The sequence below is a fragment of the Pseudomonas sp. K8 genome (assembly GCF_014889455.1).
In the GTDB taxonomy this organism is placed as follows: Bacteria; Pseudomonadota; Gammaproteobacteria; order Pseudomonadales; family Pseudomonadaceae; genus Aquipseudomonas; species Aquipseudomonas veronii.
Genome location: NZ_VJWO01000060.1, coordinates 17,520 through 35,528, shown reverse-complemented (window position 1 = coordinate 35,528; position 18,009 = coordinate 17,520). Strand labels below are relative to the sequence as shown.

Annotated in this window: 12 protein-coding genes; 4 read left to right on the top strand and 8 right to left on the bottom strand. The window is 61.9% G+C overall.

The features are described from left to right. Positions 1-423 (top strand): hypothetical protein (locus tag INT12_RS27225; RefSeq protein WP_226926322.1); only part of this gene is annotated, 423 nt, incomplete at its 5' end. A 12-nt stretch (positions 424-435) separates the two neighbouring features. Here the strand turns inward: INT12_RS27225 and INT12_RS27220 are convergent. The 7 genes from INT12_RS27220 to tpx all read right to left on the bottom strand — a co-directional run bounded on the left by INT12_RS27220 (position 436) and on the right by tpx (position 13,185). Further along, entirely contained in the window at positions 436-1,182 is a 747-nt protein-coding gene (locus INT12_RS27220; RefSeq protein WP_046383198.1) for an SDR family oxidoreductase, read from the bottom strand. 54 nt (positions 1,183-1,236) lie between these two features. Further along, entirely contained in the window at positions 1,237-3,333 is a 2,097-nt protein-coding gene (locus tag INT12_RS27215) for a putative bifunctional diguanylate cyclase/phosphodiesterase (protein ID WP_193040268.1), read from the bottom strand. A 152-nt stretch (positions 3,334-3,485) separates the two neighbouring features. Beyond that, a complete protein-coding gene (locus INT12_RS27210; protein ID WP_193040267.1) occupies positions 3,486-4,955 on the bottom strand; it encodes an efflux transporter outer membrane subunit in 1,470 nt (489 codons plus the stop codon). Next, entirely contained in the window at positions 4,952-8,059 is a 3,108-nt protein-coding gene (locus INT12_RS27205; protein WP_102618159.1) for an efflux RND transporter permease subunit, read from the bottom strand. Before INT12_RS27205 ends, INT12_RS27210 begins: the two co-directional genes overlap by 4 nt. Continuing rightward, a complete protein-coding gene (locus INT12_RS27200; protein ID WP_193040266.1) occupies positions 8,056-11,157 on the bottom strand; it encodes an MdtB/MuxB family multidrug efflux RND transporter permease subunit in 3,102 nt (1,033 codons plus the stop codon). Before INT12_RS27200 ends, INT12_RS27205 begins: the two co-directional genes overlap by 4 nt. Further along, entirely contained in the window at positions 11,154-12,452 is a 1,299-nt protein-coding gene (locus tag INT12_RS27195; protein WP_026140210.1) for an MdtA/MuxA family multidrug efflux RND transporter periplasmic adaptor subunit, read from the bottom strand. The genes INT12_RS27200 and INT12_RS27195 overlap by 4 nt, the downstream gene beginning before the upstream one ends. A gap of 232 nt (positions 12,453-12,684) precedes the next feature. Then, a complete protein-coding gene (tpx, locus tag INT12_RS27190) occupies positions 12,685-13,185 on the bottom strand; it encodes a thiol peroxidase (protein WP_017848435.1) in 501 nt (166 codons plus the stop codon). A 170-nt stretch (positions 13,186-13,355) separates the two neighbouring features. On the opposite strand from tpx, the gene INT12_RS27185 reads away from it, so the two are divergent. Beyond that, on the top strand, positions 13,356-14,645 hold the full coding sequence (locus tag INT12_RS27185; protein WP_104903065.1) for a glycosyltransferase: 1,290 nt from the start codon (positions 13,356-13,358) through the stop codon (positions 14,643-14,645). Positions 14,646-14,721: 76 nt separating this feature from the next. Here INT12_RS27185 and INT12_RS27180 read toward each other — a convergent pair whose 3' ends face one another. Next, positions 14,722-15,234 carry a GNAT family N-acetyltransferase gene (locus INT12_RS27180; RefSeq protein WP_046385261.1) on the bottom strand — a complete coding sequence of 171 codons (513 nt, stop codon included), beginning with the start codon at positions 15,232-15,234 and terminating at the stop codon, positions 14,722-14,724. A 245-nt stretch (positions 15,235-15,479) separates the two neighbouring features. Between INT12_RS27180 and INT12_RS27175 the strand changes: the two genes are divergently transcribed. Both INT12_RS27175 and INT12_RS27170 read left to right on the top strand, forming a co-directional pair. Further along, positions 15,480-16,385, top strand: a complete 906-nt coding sequence (locus INT12_RS27175; protein WP_017848432.1) for an AraC family transcriptional regulator — start codon at positions 15,480-15,482, stop codon at positions 16,383-16,385. A gap of 178 nt (positions 16,386-16,563) precedes the next feature. Further along, positions 16,564-17,886, top strand: coding sequence for an ABC transporter substrate-binding protein (locus INT12_RS27170; RefSeq protein WP_026140208.1), 1,323 nt, complete (start codon positions 16,564-16,566; stop codon positions 17,884-17,886). Positions 17,887-18,009 lie beyond the last annotated feature (123 nt).

Genomic DNA, 18,009 nt, shown 5'->3' with positions numbered 1-18,009 from the left:
CCGCCCAACTACATGCGTGCCGTCGAACAAAAGCAGGTTCGCGAGATGTACGCTCCGCTGGACCGACCGGCCGGCGACCTGCGCTCGGCACAGCAGATCATCGACCAGAGCCCGGTCATGACGCACTTCCTGCAAGGCCGCGACAGTTACGCGATCGCTGATGATCTTAAGCAGCAGGTCGGTGACTGGACCCCATCCAACGCAGACCCGGATGCGCGTGCTGACGCGGCTTACAACCTGGAAAAAGTGCTGCAGTTTCTCGACAACCTTGACGACCGCACCTTGAATGGCAGCCATGCCCGCAACGGGCGTATCGATGGGTTCTTCAACGACGGCTACAGCACCCTGGATAACTCCGAAGCCAGCCGGCTCAAGGCGTTTTCCTTTAAAGGCTATGAAGTGCTGCGCCATCTGCCGAGCTGAAGGCCGAGGGCCTCAACGACCGCCGCCCAGGTCGACGAACGTCCCGGTGGCATAGGACGCCTTGTCCGACAACAACCAGACAATCGCCTCCGCCACCTCGTCCGGCCGGCCGCCACGGGCCATGGGAATCCCGGACTCCAGCTTGCTGACCCGGTCCGGATCACCGCTCAGGGCATGGAAGTCGGTGTAGATATAGCCGGGGCGCACCGCGTTGACACGAATGCCCTCGCCCGCCACTTCCTTCGACAGCCCGATGGTAAAGCTGTCCAGCGCGCCCTTGGAGGCGGCGTAGTCGACATATTCACCCGGCGAACCGAGGCGCGCCGCCACCGACGACACATTGACGATGCTGCCGCCCTGCCCACCATGCCGGGGCGACATACGCAGCACCGCGTGCTTGGCGCACAGAATCGGGCCGAGCACGTTGGTCTTCATGATCTTCAGGATGCGGAACTCGGACATTTCATCAACACGGGATTTATGCCCCACGGTGCCGGCATTGTTGACCAGTGCCGTCACCCGCCCCAACTCGTTGTCAACACGATGGAACAGCGCGATCACCTCATCCTCGATGCTCACATCGGCGCGCACCGCAATGGCCTGGGCACCCAGCGCGCGGACCTGGTCGAGCACGCGATGAGCGGCCTCTTCGTCCGACTGGAAGTTGATGCAAATGCGATAGCCCTGGCGAGCCGCCAGCAATGCCGTCGCGGCGCCAATCCCACGACCGCCCCCGGTGATGATGAGGACTTTGTCCATGCCTACGCTCTCCTGAATCAACCAAATGTTTAGAGTTGGCCCCAAGAATACCCGTCAAGCACGCTGCTTGTCAGGCGCCAGCGCTGCTTGTGCCCGCAGGATGTCGGCCATGAAGCCATCCGCCGGTAACGGATGCCCGAGCAAGTAGCCCTGCAACGCGTTGCACCCCAGGCGGGTGAGGAAGCTCTGCTGGACATCGGTTTCCACCCCTTCGGCGACAATCCGCAGCCCAAGGGCCTGGCCCAGGGCGACGATGGCCGAGACGATGGCGGCGTCGTCGCCGTCGTGTTCCAGGTCTCGCACAAAGCCACGGTCGATCTTCAGTTCGTTGGCCGGCAGGCGCTTGAGGTACATCAGGCTGGAATAGCCGGTGCCGAAGTCATCAATGGACAGATCGACCCCCATTTCCGACAGCTGCTGCAACACCGTCATGCTTGCATCGGCATCGCTCATGGCGGTGGTTTCGGTAATCTCCAGCGTCAGGCTGTTGGCCGGCAACTGGTGGCGATCCAACGCGGTGGCGACACTCTTGACCAGGCCGGCGTGGCAAAACTGCAACGCCGACAGGTTCACCGCGATTCGCCAGCCTTCATAACCCTGGGCGTACCACACGCGCATCTGACGGCAGGCTTCGTCGAGCACCCACTCGCCAATCGGAATGATCAGCCCGGTTTTTTCCGCCAGCTCGATAAAGGCCGCCGGCAGCAACAAGCCCTCTTGCGGATGCTCCCAGCGCAGCAAGGCTTCGGCGCCTATCGGGGCACCGCTGACAGCGTCGAACTTGGGCTGGTAGTACAAGCGGAACTGCTGCTGCTCGACTGCGTTGCGCAAGTCCTGCAACAACTGCAGTTGCTTGCGCGCGTTAGAGTTCATCGACACATCGAAGAAGCTGTAGCCATTCTTGCCCATGCCCTTGGCGTGGTACATCGCGGCGTCGGCGTTCATCAGCAGTTCCTGGGGCGTACTGCCGTTGCCCGGGAACATCGCGATACCGACGCTGGCTGAAATTTTCAGCACGTGTTCGGCCACCTGGAACGCGCGATTGATCAGCACCACCTGGCGTTCGGCAAGGCCCAGGGCATCATTGGGCTGCGTCAGTTGCACCAGCAGCACAAACTCATCACCGCCGATGCGCGCCAGGGTGTCCTGGCTGCGCAGATCTTCACGCAGGCGCTGGCTGACTTCGCGCAACAACTGGTCGCCCATGTGATGGCCGAAGGCATCGTTGACCGGCTTGAAGCCGTCCAGGTCGATAAACATCAGGGCCAGGCAACCGCCCTGCTCTTTCACCGCCTGCATGGCTTGCTGAATCCGGTCGGCGAGCAGGGTGCGATTGGGCAGGCCGGTCAGGGTGTCGTGCAGGGCCAGGTGGGTCAGTTCCTGATTGGCCAACGTCAGCGAGTCGGCCAGCACCGCGGTACGCGCCTCCAGGCGCGCGTCGAGCAACGACGTGAGCAGCGCGATAACCAGCACGGCCAGGCTGGTGACCAACACCAGGTTATCCAGGCCCTTGCCGCTCAAGCCGGTCAGCGCGGCGCCGCAGAAACTGTCGTCGGCAAAACGCGCCGCCGCCATGCCGGTGTAGTGCATGCCGACGATGGCCACGCCCATCACCACGGCGGCGCCACCGCGCGCCAGACGCACATAAGGCGTGTTGCGCCGCAGATTGAAGGCGATCCACAGTGCCGCGCCAGACGCCGCCACCGCGATCAGCAACGAGGCGCCAAACAACGCGGGGTCGTAATCGATGCCCGGCAGCATCCGCATCGCGGCCATGCCGGTGTAATGCATGCTGCTGATGCCGGCGCCCATGATCAGCGCGCCAAACCCCAGTTGCCACATAGGCAGGCGCTGCTGGCTGACCAGCCACAAGGCAAAGCCGCAGGACAACACCGCGATCAACAGCGACAACGCGGTAATGTCCAGGTCAAAACCCAGGGCGAACGGCAGCCTGAGCGCCAACATGCCGATAAAGTGCATGGACCACACGCCCACGCCCATGGCCAATGCCCCGCCCAGCATCCACAAGTAGATGGCGCGACCCTTGGCCGTGGCGATGCGACCGGAGAGGTCGAGCGCGGTGTAGGAAGCAAGCACCGCGACGAACAGGGAGATCACGACCAGAGAGGGAGAATAACTACCGATGAGCATGGAACTTCTCGAGAGCGACGGGTTGTAAACACCCGCCCCGGGTGGCAAAGCCGCGGATTGTAGCGAGAATAATTATTGAACAGGTGATTAATTATCATAGGGCCAACATCGGCAATTTGACGTCAATCGGCCCATTCAAAAAGGCCCGGACTTCACTCCTTTTCCGCCACTTGAGTCTGCCCATCCCAACCACCGCCCAACGCGGCGATCAGTTGCACGCTGGCCACCAATCGCGTCTGCAGCAAGGTCAGCACGGTGCGTTCGTTACTCAGCGCCGTCGCCTGCACGGTGACCACATCCAGGTAAGCGATCAGCCCCGCTTTGTATTGGTTCTGGGTCAGGCGCAGCGATTCGCGAGCGGCCTCCAGGGCTTCGTTGCTGACCACGGCTTCGTCTTCCAGCACCTTGAGCTGGACCATGTAGTTTTCCACTTCGCGAAAACCATCCAGCACGGTCTGGCGATACTTGGCCACGGTCTCATCGTAACTGGCCACGGTGCGGTCGACTTCCGCCGAGCGCTGGCCGCCGTCGAACAGGGTCATCGCCAGTTTCGGCCCGACCGACCAGAAGCGGTTCGGCAGGCTGATCCAGTCTGAATAGGTGCTACTGGAATAACCGCCAGCCAGGCTCAGGCTCAGGTCCGGGTAATAGGCGGCCTTGGCCACGCCGATATTGGCGTTGGCGGCGATCACCGAGCGTTCGGCCGAGGCGATGTCCGGGCGCCGTTCGAGCAATTGCGAGGGCAGGCTCACCGGAATCTGCGGCAAGGCCGGGATGTCCTTGCTCACGGCCAGGTTGAAGTTGGCCGGCGCCTCGCCGATCAACACGGCGATGGCGTTTTCCAGCTGGGCACGCTGCCAGATCAGGTCGATCAGGCTGGCCTGGGTGGACTTGAGCTGGGTTTGCGCCTGGGCCACGGCTTCCTTGCCGGAGACGCCGGCGCGGTATTGGTTTTCGGTCATTTGCAGGGAGCGCTGGTAGGTGTCCAGCGTGGCCTGCAGCAGCCGGGTCTGCTCATCCATGACGCGCAGTTGCAGGTAGCTTTGCACCAACTCCGACTGCTGGCTCAAGCGCATCGCGGCCAGGTCCGCCGAGCTGGCTTCGGCGCTGGCTTCGTTGGCTTCCAGGCCCCGACGCAACTTGCCCCAGATATCGGCTTCCCAGCTCACGCCCAACTGCGCGTTGAGGGTGTCGCGGATGCCGCTGCTGGAACTGCTGAGGCTGGCGTTGCTGCTGCCGGTGCCCTGGCTGGCGCGGGTTTTCCCGACGCTCAGGTCCACCGTCGGGTAAAACGCCCCACGGGAACTGCGCACCAGCGCCTGGGCCTGGCGGAAGCGTGCTTCGGCCTGGGCGACGGTCTGGTTGGCGTTGTTCAGCCGGACCACGAGGTCATTGAGTTGACGGTCGCCGTACAGCTCCCACCAGGCACCCCGAGCCAGCGCATCGCTCGGCGTAGCCTGGCGCCAGCCCTGGGCTTGCTTGAACTGCGCCGGCTCGATGACCTCCGGGCGCGTGTAGTCGGGGCCGACGGCGCAAGCGCTGAGCAACACCCCGCAGAGCACCAGGCTGGCGACGCGGGAACCACGGGGCATGGCCAATGTGGCGAAAATTGAATCGGTCATAGCGCAGTGTCCAGGGCAGCATCGGTACGCACGCCGCGCCAAGCGTTGAAACGATGGCGCGCGCGGTCGAGATAAAGGTAAACCACCGGGGTGGTGTAAAGGGTCAGGATCTGGCTGAAGACCAGCCCGCCGATAATGGTCAGGCCCAGGGGCTGGCGCATTTCCGCGCCTTCGGCCCTGCCGAGCAACAACGGCAAGGCACCGAGGATCGCCGCCAGCGTGGTCATCAGGATCGGCCGCAGGCGCAACAGGCAGGCGCTGCGAATCGAATCCAGCGGGCTCAGGCCATCATTGCGCTCCAGTTGCAGCGCCAGGTCGATCATCAGGATCGCGTTTTTCTTCACCACCCCGATCAACAGGAACAAGCCGAGCAAGGAGATCAGGCTGAACTCGCCGCCCAGCAGGTAGATGGAGAGCAAGGCTCCGACGCCGGCCGACGGCAAGGTCGAGAGGATCGTCAGCGGGTGGATATAACTTTCATACAGAATACCCAACACCAGGTACACCGCCACCAGCGCGCCGAGGATCATGAACGGCTGGCCCTTCTGGGTCGCCGCAAAGGCATCGGCGGTGCCGGCCATCTTGGCGATGACGTCCTCCGGCAAGCCCACCTTGGCAATCGCCCGCTCGATGGCCGCAGTGCCCTGCTCCACCGTCACGCCGGGCGCTATGTCGAAGGCGATGTTTTCCGAGGCGAACTGGCCTTCGTGACTGACCCGGTCGTCCGCCAGGCTGTTCTCATAATGGGCAATGGTCGACAACGGCACCCGCGCGCCTGTGGAGGTGATCACCTGCATCTGGTTCAGGGTGATCGGGTCCTGGGCGTATTTCGGGTTGACCTCCATCACCACCTGATACTGGTTGAGGCTGTCGTAGATCGTGGAGATCTGCCGCTGGCTGTAGGCGTTGTTCAGCACCGCGGTGACCATGTTCATGTCGATACCCAGGCGCTTGGCCTGGTCGCGGTCGACGACCAGCGTCACCTGGGCCGCGCCCCGGCCTTCGCGGGCGTCGATGGCGGTGAGTTCGGGTAACGCACGCAGTGCGGCCACGACCTTCGGGTACCACAGGCGCAGTGCAGACAGATCACCGCTTTGCAGGATGTAGGAATACTGCGCACTGGTCTGGTCACGCCCGCCACCGAATTGCAGGTCCTGGTCAGCCATCAGGAACAGCCGCCCGCCCGGCACCAAGGGCACGTTCTTGCGCAGACGCTCGATCACCGCCTGGGCGGAGACCTTGCGTTCGCTGATGGGCTTGAGTCGAACCAGCATCACCGCGTTGTTGGTGCCGCTGTTGCCGCCGATGAAACCGGCCACGCTGAGCACCGCCGGGTCTTGCAACACGGCCTTGCGGAAAATCTCCATCTTCGGCTGCATCACGCTGAACGACAGCCCGTCGTCGCCGCGCACAAAGCCGATCAATTGCCCGGTGTCCTGCTGGGGCATGAAGGTTTTCGGCACCACCACATACAGCGCGATATTCACTCCCACCGTGATCAGCAGGCTGAGCAAGGTCAGGCGCCGATGGCGCAGCACCCAGTCCAGGCTGGTGGCGTAGGCCGAGACCATGCGGTCGTTGACCTTCTGGCTCCAACGCTGCAAACCGGTCAGTTGGCCTTTGATATGAGGTTTGAGCCAACGCGCGCAGAGCATCGGCGTGAGGGTCAGCGAGACCACCAGCGACACGATGATCGCCGCCGACAAGGTGATGGAAAACTCACGGAACAGGCTGGTGACGATCCCGCCCATGAACAGGATGGACAGGAACACCGCCACCAGCGACACGTTCATCGACAGCAAGGTAAAGCCGACTTCCTTGGCCCCCAGGTACGCCGCCTTCATCGGCGGCACGCCCTCGTCGATATGCCGGGAAATGTTCTCCAGCACCACGATGGCATCGTCCACCACCAGGCCGGTGGCGAGGATCAGCGCCATCAGCGAGAAGTTGTTCAGCGAGAAACCGAACAGGTACATCACCGCGAAGGTGCCCACCAGCGACACCGGCACCGCCAGGGTTGGAATCAGCGACGCACGGAAGTTACCGAGGAACAGGTAGACCACCAGGATCACCAGCCCAACGGCAATCAGCAAGGTCATCTCGGCCTCGTGCAGGGTGGCGGTGATCACCGGCGAGCGATCCATCGCCAGGCTCAGCTTGACGCTGGACGGCAGCACCGCCTGCAATGCCGGCAACTGCGCCTTGATCTGCCGGACGGTCTCGATGATGTTGGCACCGGACTGGCGGTTGATCACCAGCAGCACGGCCGAATCGTTGTTGAAGAAGCCGCTGTTGTAGCGGTCTTCCACACCGTCGCTGATCTTCGCCACATCGCCCAGGCGCAGGGCCGCGCCGTTCTGGTAGCGGATCAGCAGCGGTTCATAGTCCTTGGCTTTTTCCAGCTGGTCGTTGGCCTGGATCTGCCAGTTGCGCTCGGCGTCTTCCAGGGAACCCTTGGGCCGACGCTGGTTGGCATTGGCGATGGTGTTGCGCACATCGTCGAGGGCCACGCCGTACTGGTCGAGGGCCTTGGGTTCGAGTTCGATCCGCACCGCCGGCAGGGAACTGCCGCCGATCTGCACTTCACCCACGCCCGGCACCTGGGACAGGCTTTGCGACAGGATGGTCGACGCCAGGTCGTACAGCTGGCCCTTCTGCAATACGTCCGAGGTCAGCGACAGCACCATGATCGGCGCCTGCGACGGGTTGATCTTCTTGTAGGTCGGCATGCTGCGCATGCCGCTGGGCAGCAGGTTGCGCGAAGCATTGATCGCCGCCTGCACTTCGCGCGCCGCGCCGTTGATATCACGGTTGGAATCGAACGCCAGGATCACCCGGGTCGAACCCTGGCTCGACGAACTGCTCATGGTGGTAATACCGGCAATCGCGCCGAACGAGCGCTCCAGCGGCGTGGCCACGGTGGACGCCATCACCTCGGGGCTGGCGCCGGGCAGGCTGGCCGACACCACGATCACCGGGAAGTCGATCTGCGGCAGCGGCGACACCGGCAGCAAATTGAAGCTGACACCGCCCAGCAACATGATCGCCAGGCTCAACAGCATGGTCGCGACCGGGCGGCGAATGAAAGGTCCGGACAGGTTCATGACTCAACCGGCTCCAGGCGTTGCGGCTCTTTGCGCCAGCGCCGCCCCAGGCGATCGAAGTACAGGTAGATCACCGGCGTGGTGAACAGGGTCAATACCTGGCTCACCAGCAAACCGCCGACCATCACCAGGCCCAGCGGCTGACGCAGCTCCGCACCGGAACCGGTGGCCAGCATCAACGGCACCGCGCCGAACAGCGCGGCCAGGGTGGTCATCAAGATCGGCCGGAAGCGCAACAGCGCCGCCTGGTAGATCGCGGTCTGCGGGTCAAGGCCCTGGTTGCGTTCGGCGTCGAGGGCGAAGTCGATCATCATGATCGCGTTCTTCTTGACGATACCGATCAGCAAAATGATGCCGATGATCGCGATCATGCCCAGGTCATTGCCGCTGAGCAGCAACGCCAGCAACGCCCCCACCGCCGCCGAAGGCAGGGTCGAGAGGATGGTGACCGGGTGGATGTAGCTCTCGTAGAGCACGCCGAGCACGATGTACATGGTGACCACCGCCGCCAGGATCAGCAGCAAGGTGCTCGACAGCGAGGCTTCGAACGCCTGGGCCGCGCCCTGGAACTGGGTCTGCACGCCCACCGGCATGCCGATGTCTTTCTGGGTCTGGTTGATCAACTCCACGCCCTTGCCCAGCGCGACGCCAGGGGCCAGGTTGAACGACATCATCACCGCCGGGAACTGACCGATATGGGCAATCGCCAACTGCGCCTGGCGCTGTTCCACATGGGCCAGGCTCGACAGCCGCACCTGGCCGCCGTCGGTGGTCTTGACGTGGATCTGATTCAGCGCATCCGGCCCCAGGGTCTCGCCCGACTGGGCCTGCAACACCACGCGGTATTGGCTGGCCTGGGTGTAGATGGTGGAAATCTGCCGCTGACCGAAGGCGTCGTACAGCGCATCGGTGATGGTCGACACGTTGACGCCCAGGCGCGAGGCCGCATCGCGGTCGATCACCAGGTACACCTGCAGGCCCTTGTCCTGCAGGTCGCTGGCGACGTCGGTGAGCTGCGGCAACTGGCTCAAGGCATGGACCAGCTTTTCACTCCACAACGCCAGCAGTTCGGCATCGGGTGACGACATGCTGAACTGGTACTGGGTGCGGCTGACGCGGTCTTCGATGGTCAGATCCTGCACCGGCTGCATGTACAGGCGGATGCCCACCAGTTTGTCGATTTGCGGCTGCAGGCGGGTGATCACCTGGGCCGCGCTCAAGTTCCGCTGCCCATGGGCCTTGAGGTTGATCAGCAAGCGACCGCTGTTGAGGGTAGCGTTGTCGCCATCCACACCGATGTAGGACGACAGGCTTTCCACCGCCGGGTCGGCCAGGATGATCTTCGCCAGCTCCTGCTGGCGCTGGCTCATGGCCGCGAAGGAAATCGACTGCGGCGCCTCGGAAATGCCCTGGATCACCCCGGTGTCCTGCACCGGGAAAAAGCCCTTGGGCACCACCAGGTACAGCACCACAGTGAGGCCCAGGGTGGCGATGGCCACCAGCAACGTCAGCGGCTGGTGCTTGAGCACCCACTGCAACTTGCGCCCGTAGGCCGCGATCAACCAATCGATCCAGGCGCCGCTGGCCTTGTAGAAACGGCTCTGTTCTGATTCCTCGGGCTCACGCTTGAGCAGGCGCGCGCACATCATCGGCGTCAGGGTCAGGGACACCACCAGGGAAATCAGGATCGCCACCGCCAGGGTGATGGCGAACTCGCGGAACAGGCGCCCGACCACATCGCCCATGAACAGCAACGGAATCAATACGGCGATCAGCGACAGGGTCAGGGAAATCAGGGTGAAGCCGATCTGTTTGGCGCCCTTGAGCGCGGCGGCCAGCGGGGTTTCACCTTCCTCGATATAACGCGAGATGTTCTCCAGCATCACGATCGCATCGTCGACCACGAAGCCGGTGGCGATGGTCAGGGCCATCAGCGTCAGGTTGTTGATCGAGAAACCCGCCAGGTACATCACGCCAAAGGTGCCCACCAGTGACAGTGGCACGGCGATGGACGGGATGATCGTCGCGCTGACGCGGCGCAGGAACAGGAAGGTCACCATCACCACCAGGGCAATCGCGATCAGCAATTCGTGCTGCACGTCGGTGACCGAGGCGCGGATGGTCTGGGTACGGTCGGTCAGCACCGTCACATCCAGGCCGGCCGGCAGGTTATCGGTGATGCTCGGCAGCAGGGCCTTGATACGGTCGACTACCTCGATCACGTTGGCACCGGGTTGGCGCTGGATATTCAGCAGCACGGCCTGGTTTTCATTGGCCCAGGCGGCGAGACGTTCGTTTTCGGCGCCGTCGACGATCTGCGCGACGTCCTTCAGACGCAGCGGCGCGCCATTTTTGTAGGCCAGGATCAATTCGGCGTATTGCTGCGGCGACACCAGTTGGTCGTTGGCGTCGAGCATCGACACGCGGGTCGGCCCGTCGAAGTTGCCCTTGGGCTGGTTGACGTTGGACGCGGTAATCAGCGTGCGTACATCCGACAGGTTCAAGCCGTTGGCCGCCAGGGCCTCGGGGTTGACCTTGATACGCACGGCCTGGCGCTGGCCACCGGCAATGCTGACCATGCCGACGCCGCTGATCTGCGCGATCTTTTGCGCCATGCGTGTGTCGACCAGGTCATTGAGCTTGGGCAGCAGCATGGTCTTGGAGGTAATCGCCAGGGTCAGCACCGGGGTATCCGCCGGGTTGACCTTGTTGTACACCGGCGGCGCCGGCAAGTCCTTGGGCAGCAGGTTGGTCGCGGCGTTGATCGCGGCCTGCACCTGTTGCTCGGCGACATCCATATTGATGTCGAGGTTGAAGCGCAGGGTCAGCACCGAGGCCCCGCCGGAGCTGGTGGAGGCCATCTGGGTCAAGCCGGGCATTTGCCCGAACTGGCGCTCCAGGGGCGCGGTGACTGCGCTGGTCATCACATCCGGGCTGGCGCCGGGGTACAGGGTCATCACCCGGATGGTCGGGTAGTCCACCTGGGGCAAGGCCGAGACCGGCAACAAGCGGTACGAGATGATCCCTGCCAGGACAATCGCCAGCATGCTCAGCGTGGTAGCGACCGGGCGAAGGATAAACAGCCGCGACAGGTTCATGAACCGACCTTTTGCGCCTTGCCGGCGTCAGCACCGGTCTCCCCTTTGGCCGCGGGCTTGCCTTGCAGGTGCTCGGTCGGCGTGGTCGGGACTTGGCTGCTGTCGTTGACCACTTCGACTTCACTGCCGTCCTTCAGGCGGTCGGTGCCTTCCAGCACCACGCGGTCGCCGGCGACCAGGCCTTGCTTGATCACGGTGTTGTCGCCGTCGCTATCGCCGACCACCAGGGGCTGAACCTTGACCTTCTTGTCGCCGTCGAGCTTGTAGACAAAGGTGCCGGCGTTGCCGAACTGGATGGCGGCGGACGGTGCCAGCACGACGTTGTGCAGGGTGTCGGCGAGCAGATGCACGTTGACGAACTGATTGGGGAACAGCGCCTGGTCTTTGTTATCGAAGCGCGCCTTGAACTTCAAGGTGCCGGTGGTGACGTCGATCTGGTTATCCAGGCTCTGCAGCACGCCGGTGGCTTGGCGCTTGGCGTCGCCGCGGTCCCAGGCTTCCACCGGCAGCTTGTTGCCGGCGTGGTAACGGGCGAGCACGGTTTCCAGGCTGTTCTCCGGCAGAGTGAAGGCCACGCTGATCGGCTGGGTCTGAGTGATCACCGCCAGCGCCGTGGTGTCGTTGGCGGCCACCAGGTTACCGACGTCGAGCTGACGCAGGCCGACGCGCCCGGTGATCGGCGCGCGGATCTTGGTGAATTCGAGGTTGAGCTTGGCGTCGTCGACCGCGCCCTGGTTGGTCTTGACCGTGCCTTGGTATTGCAGGACCAGCGCTTCGGCGGTGTCCAGGGTTTGCTTGGCGATACTGTCCTGGGCATACAAGCCGCGATAACGCTCGACATCGACCTGGGCGTTTTTCAACTGGGCCTGGCTCTGCATCAGCGTGCCCTGGGCCTGGAGCAAGGCGTTCTGGTAACTGCGCGGGTCGATTTCCGCCAGCAGGTCGCCGGCCTTGACCATCTGCCCTTCTTCAAAGGCGATCTTCACCAACTCGCCGCCCACCCGGCTGCGTACATTAATAGTGTTGAGCGCGGTGACCGTCCCCAGTGCCTTGTAGTACACCGGGAACTCCCCCAGCACCGCCGGCGCCACGCGCACCGGCACCGGGCCGGTGGAGCCGCCGAAACCAGGGCGCGCCATGCCCGTTTTACCGGTGCGGCCGGCTGGCGCTTCTGGATGGGGCGCGCCGGTGGGCCAGAATTTCCAGCACAGGCCGGCGATAACCAGCAGCACGAGCAGGCCGAACAGCCAGCGACGGGAGTTGCGGGGGGAGGATTGCATGGAGTGATCAACCATTGGGCGCGAGGGCTTCTTCTTTGGGAGGCTGAAAGATAAGCACTGGGGCGCGTTAAGAAAAGCGCCTTTACCGGCTATTTACCTTGGGCTTACAACTTTTAACTTTTGAGCTTAGTCCACCGGCTATTTCGCTAAACATCTGACCAGCAAATAAAAACGGCCTGGACTAGGCCAGGCCGCAATTATGTACCGCGCAGTGTTACTGCATAACGACAGTAATGCGCAGAAACAGTTACTTCAAAACAGCCAGGGCTGCTTCGTAGTTTGGCTCTTGGCCGATTTCAGGGACCAGTTCGCTGTGCAGTACATTGTCGTTTTCATCCAGCACAACGACGGCACGGGCGGTCAGAGCCCGAAGCGGGCCGTCAGCAATCGAAACGCCGTAGTCAACGGCGAAATCAGCGTTGCGGAAGTCCGACAGGCTCTGCACGTTGTCCAGGCCTTCGGTGCCGCAAAAACGCTTCTGGGCAAACGGCAGGTCAGAGGAGATGCACAGCACCACGGTGTTGGCCACTTTGTCGGCCTGGGCGTTGAACGTGCGTACCGACGTGGCACAGGTCGGGGTGTCGACGCTTGGGAAGATGTTCAGCACTTTGCGCTTGCCGGCGAAGGTGGCCAGGGTCACGTCCGACAGATCGCCGGCGGTCAGGGTGAAGTCTGGCGCCTTGGAGCCGGTTTGCGGCAGTTCGCCTTCAACTTGGACGGGGTTACCACGAAGGGTGACTTGAGCCATGAACGGAATCCTTATGCTGGGTTTGGTTAAACGAATTCGAGAGGCGGAAGTTAACCACAAAGTGCCGTGGCGACCTACCGCCAGACACAAATTGTCATGTCTCGCCGGGCACGCGGGCGGTTGTGGTTTAATTGCGCGGTTTTCGTCCCCGCTCAAGGAATCTGTTGTTGATGAATCAGCCCGCCACCAAAGTCCTGGTCATTGGTTATGTCTGGCCGGAACCGCGCTCCTCGGCTGCCGGCGGGCATATGATGCAGATTCTCGAAACTTTTCTTACACAAGGATGGGATATTACCTTCAGCAGCCCGGCGACCATCGGCGAGCACAAAGCCGACCTGCCGGCACTCGGTATCACCGAGTGCGCCATCGAACTCAATAACAGCAGTTTCGACGACTTTATCCGCGAACTGGCCCCGGACATCGTGCTGTTCGACCGCTTCATGATGGAAGAACAGTTCGGCTGGCGCGTCGAGAAGCACTGCCCCGCGGCCTTGCGGGTGCTGGAAACCTCCGACCTGCAAAGCCTGCGCGACGCACGCCAGCAGCGGCTCAAGGACGACCTCAAGGCGCAACCGGGCAACGATGACTTCAGCGCCTTGTTCGCACCGGGCCTGGAAGACGAGTTCCAGCGCATGGCCGACACCGACCTGGCCAAGCGCGAGATCGCGGCCATCTATCGCTGCGACATCAGCCTGATGATCTCCGACGTGGAAATCCGTCTGCTCACCGAGCACTTCAAGGTGCCCGCCGCCCTGCTCCACTGGTGCCCATTGATGCTCGAGCCACCAACCGAAGCATTCGCCCCCTTTGACGAGCGCGCGCACTTCCTCAGCATCGGCAACTTCCGTCACGCGCCGAACTGGGATGCCGTGCTCTGGATGAAAAACAGTGTGTGGCCGTTGATCCGCCAGCAACTGCCAGGCGCCCAACTGCATATCTATGGTGCCTACACCCCGCCCAAGGCGACGGCCCTGCACAACGCGGCCCAGGGGTTTCATGTGATGAACTGGGCCGAGGATGCCCTGCAAGTGATGACAGCGGCGCGCATCTGCCTGGCGCCGTTGCGCTTCGGTGCGGGGATCAAGGGCAAGCTGGCGGATGCCATGCTCTGCGGCACGCCGAATATCACCACACCGGTCGGCGCCGAAGCCATGGGCGACGAGCAGCCGTGGCCGGGGGCAATCGCCCACAGCGCCACGGCGTTGGCCGATGCCGCCGTGAGCCTTTACCAGGACCGCGAACGCTGGACCCAGGCCCAGGAGCACGGGCGCCAACTCCTGGCCCGCCGGTATGACCAAAACATCCACGGCCCCGCGTTGGTGGAATGCCTGGAACAGTGCCGCAACGACCTCGCCGCCCATCGCCGAAATAATTTCACCGGTAGCATGCTGCGCCACCATGCCCACAAAAGTACGCAATACATGTCGCAGTGGATCGAGGCAAAAAACCGTAACCTTTAGCGCATCGGGAAGCGTGAATATCGTAACTTCGACGTGCCGCCGCTGCGCGGCACGTCACTCGGGGCAGCCCTAAACCTTAACGGCCCCAAACATACCTCACCTCATCCAGCGACACGCCACCACGGACCAGCGTGCGACGGCTGCCAGGCTCTTCTCTTCCGCCGAGCCCCTGATAAAAGCGAACAGCTCTTTCGTTTGCCGATAAAACCCATAAGGTAATATTTTTATAACCTTGATCAAACAAACGGTTTAAACCTGACTCCCACAATTTGGCACCGATTCCTTTACCCCAATACTCTGCCAAAATATAGATAGCCATGACCTCTCCCGACTCCGCTGCGGGCTTGTCTTCATCACGGCAACGGCCCACTGAAATCCAACCGACAACGTTTCCATCCACCTCTGAAACTAAAACGTCAGAATCTTTGCTTTCGATTGCCTGAGCCCAATAAGCCTCCCTTTTCGGCAATGTCGCAGTCAGCGAGGCCAAAAAATCAGCCGGCATCAGATTCGCATAAGCGTGTTGCCAGCTACTGACATGAACATCAGCAATGCTCTTCGCGTCCTTGGGCAGTGCATCACGAATCATAACCAACTCCTTGTTCGTGTTCTGTTTCAGATAAAACGCTTCTTTGCTCCTAGCGACCATGCCCTCTCGATCAGCACGACGCCTGCTCGTAAACGCTTTTGTTAATAGCACAGGCCAGTGAAATATATTAAGTAGCCGATAACCCAAAACGGCCTTCAGGGATGCTCCAACCAACTTGCCGCTGGCAGCGACAGCACACAAGGGGGCATTATTGCGAAGCGCAACCACAATAAAGCGACGGCAGCATGACCCGAGCAACGCGAATCACCGACCCTTCCTACGAGCTGATGGATGATCACAACGGTCTGTCCATCATCTATCGCCAGCACGGTTTCCCTTGCCCGTTGGTGCGCTGGCATTTCCATAAGGAATACGAGCTGCACCTGATCGTCGCCAGTTCCGGCAAGGTGTTCATCGGCGACTACATCGGCAACTTCTACCCGGAAAGCCTGTTCCTTACCGGCCCCAACCTGCCTCACAACTGGATCAGCCAGGTCGAGGAAGACGAAGTGGTGCCCAAGCGCGACATGCTGGTGAATTTCACCGATGAGCTGCTTGAGAACGGCAGTCACATTTTTACTGAGCTCAAGACCCTCGCGCCGCTACTGGAGCGGGCGCAGTCCGGCATCGAGTTTCGCTGCAAGAAGACCATCGCCCAGGCCATGACACTCATGCAACGCATCGAGGACGCCCAGGGCATGGCGCGCCTGGGGCACTTCTTTATCCTGCTGGACGTGTTGAGCGCGTGTGAGGACTACCAACTGCTGTCCGGCGTGACCACGCCGCAACTGGCCGACGAACACAGCATCGACCGCACCAACCGGGCGGTGGACTACATCTTTGCGCATTACGCACGGGAGTTGTCACTGGAGGAAGTGGCGGATTACCTGGGGATGAAACCGACGTATTTCTCGCGGGTGTTCAAGCAGGCCACCGGGCGCACGTTTATCGAATTCGTCAATCGCCTGCGCATCAGCAAGTCCTGCGAACTGCTGGCCGATGGCGACAAAGCCGTCACCGATGTGTGCTTCGAGTCGGGGTTCAACAACATTTCCAACTTCAATCGCCGCTTCCAGCAACTTAAAGGCATGACCCCTTCCCACTACCGGCGCCTGGCGGTGCAGCGGCTCACCGAACAGAACCTGGCTTAATCGATTCGGCTTTTGGTGAGCGAGTACAAAAAAGTATCAGTCCCAGTGCGCCCAAGGATTTGTCACACCCCCCATTTGAGGGCTGTAATCAACGCACACTCTTCCTGGCTCCGCGTGGGAAGACACAACAACAATAACTGTCCTTCTGCAGCCCCTGGGCGCAGAAAAGGAGTGCGCGATGAAGTTCACAGTAAAAACACTGCTTGCCTGTTCTTGCATGACGGCATGCATGACCCTCAGCGCCGTCAGCCTTGGCGCGCAAACCCTGACCATTGCCACCGTCAACAACAGCGACATGATCCGCATGCAAAAGCTCTCGAAGACCTTCGAGGCCGAGCACCCGGACATCAAGTTGAATTGGGTGGTGCTCGAAGAAAACGTCCTGCGCCAACGCCTGACCACCGACATCGCCACCCAGGGCGGGCAGTTCGACGTGTTGACCATCGGCATGTACGAAGCCGCACTCTGGGGCGCCAAGGGCTGGCTGGAACCGATGAAGGACCTGCCGGCGTCCTACGACCTCGACGATGTGTTCCCTTCCGTGCGTGACGGTTTGTCCGTCAAGGGTTCGCTGTACGCCCTACCGTTCTATGCCGAAAGTTCGATCACCTATTACCGCACCGACCTGTTCAAAGACGCGGGGCTGAGCATGCCCGAGCACCCGACTTGGACGCAGATCGGTGAATACGCGGCAAAGCTCACCGACAGAAACAAAGAACAATACGGCCTGTGCCTGCGCGGCAAAGCCGGTTGGGGTGAAAACATGGCGCTGATCACCACCCTGGCCAACGGCTATGGCGCGCGCTGGTTCGACGAAAAATGGCAGCCTGAATTCAATGGCCCAGAATGGAAGGACGCGCTGAACTTCTACGTCGACAACATGAAGAAATCCGGCCCGCCGGGCGCTTCGAGCAACGGTTTCAACGAAAACCTCGCGCTGTTCAACAGCGGCAAGTGCGCGATCTGGGTCGACGCCAGCGTGGCCGGCTCGTTCGTCACCGACAAGACCCAAAGCAAGGTGGCAGACCACGTCGGCTTCACCTTCGCCCCCCACGAGAAGACCGACAAAGGCACCTCGTGGCTGTACTCCTGGAGCCTGGCAATCCCGACCAGCTCCAAAGCCAAGGACGCCGCCAAACTGTTCACCAGTTGGGCGACTTCCAAGGAATACGGCGCCCTGGTCGCCAAGACCGACGGCATCGCCAACGTCCCACCGGGAACGCGCAAGTCGACCTACAGCGACGCGTACATGCAGGCCGCGCCGTTCGCCAAGGTCACCCTGGAATCGCTGAAAGTCGCCGACCCGACCCAACCGACGCTCAAGCCGGTGCCGTATATCGGTATCCAACTGGTGACCATTCCTGAGTTCCAGGCGATCGGCACTCAGGTCGGCAAGTTCTTCTCGGGTGCGCTGACGGGTCAGCAAACCGTGGATCAAGCCTTGAGCGCCGCGCAGACCACCACCGAGCGTGAAATGAAGCGGGCCGGTTATCCCAAGTAACCCCCGATCCTGTAGGAGCGAGCTTGCTCGCGAAAAAGGTACATCCGACGCCGACATGCGCCTGAAATACCTTCGCGAGCAAGCTCGCTCCTACAGGAGTTTTGCGCACCTGCCTCTAATCGG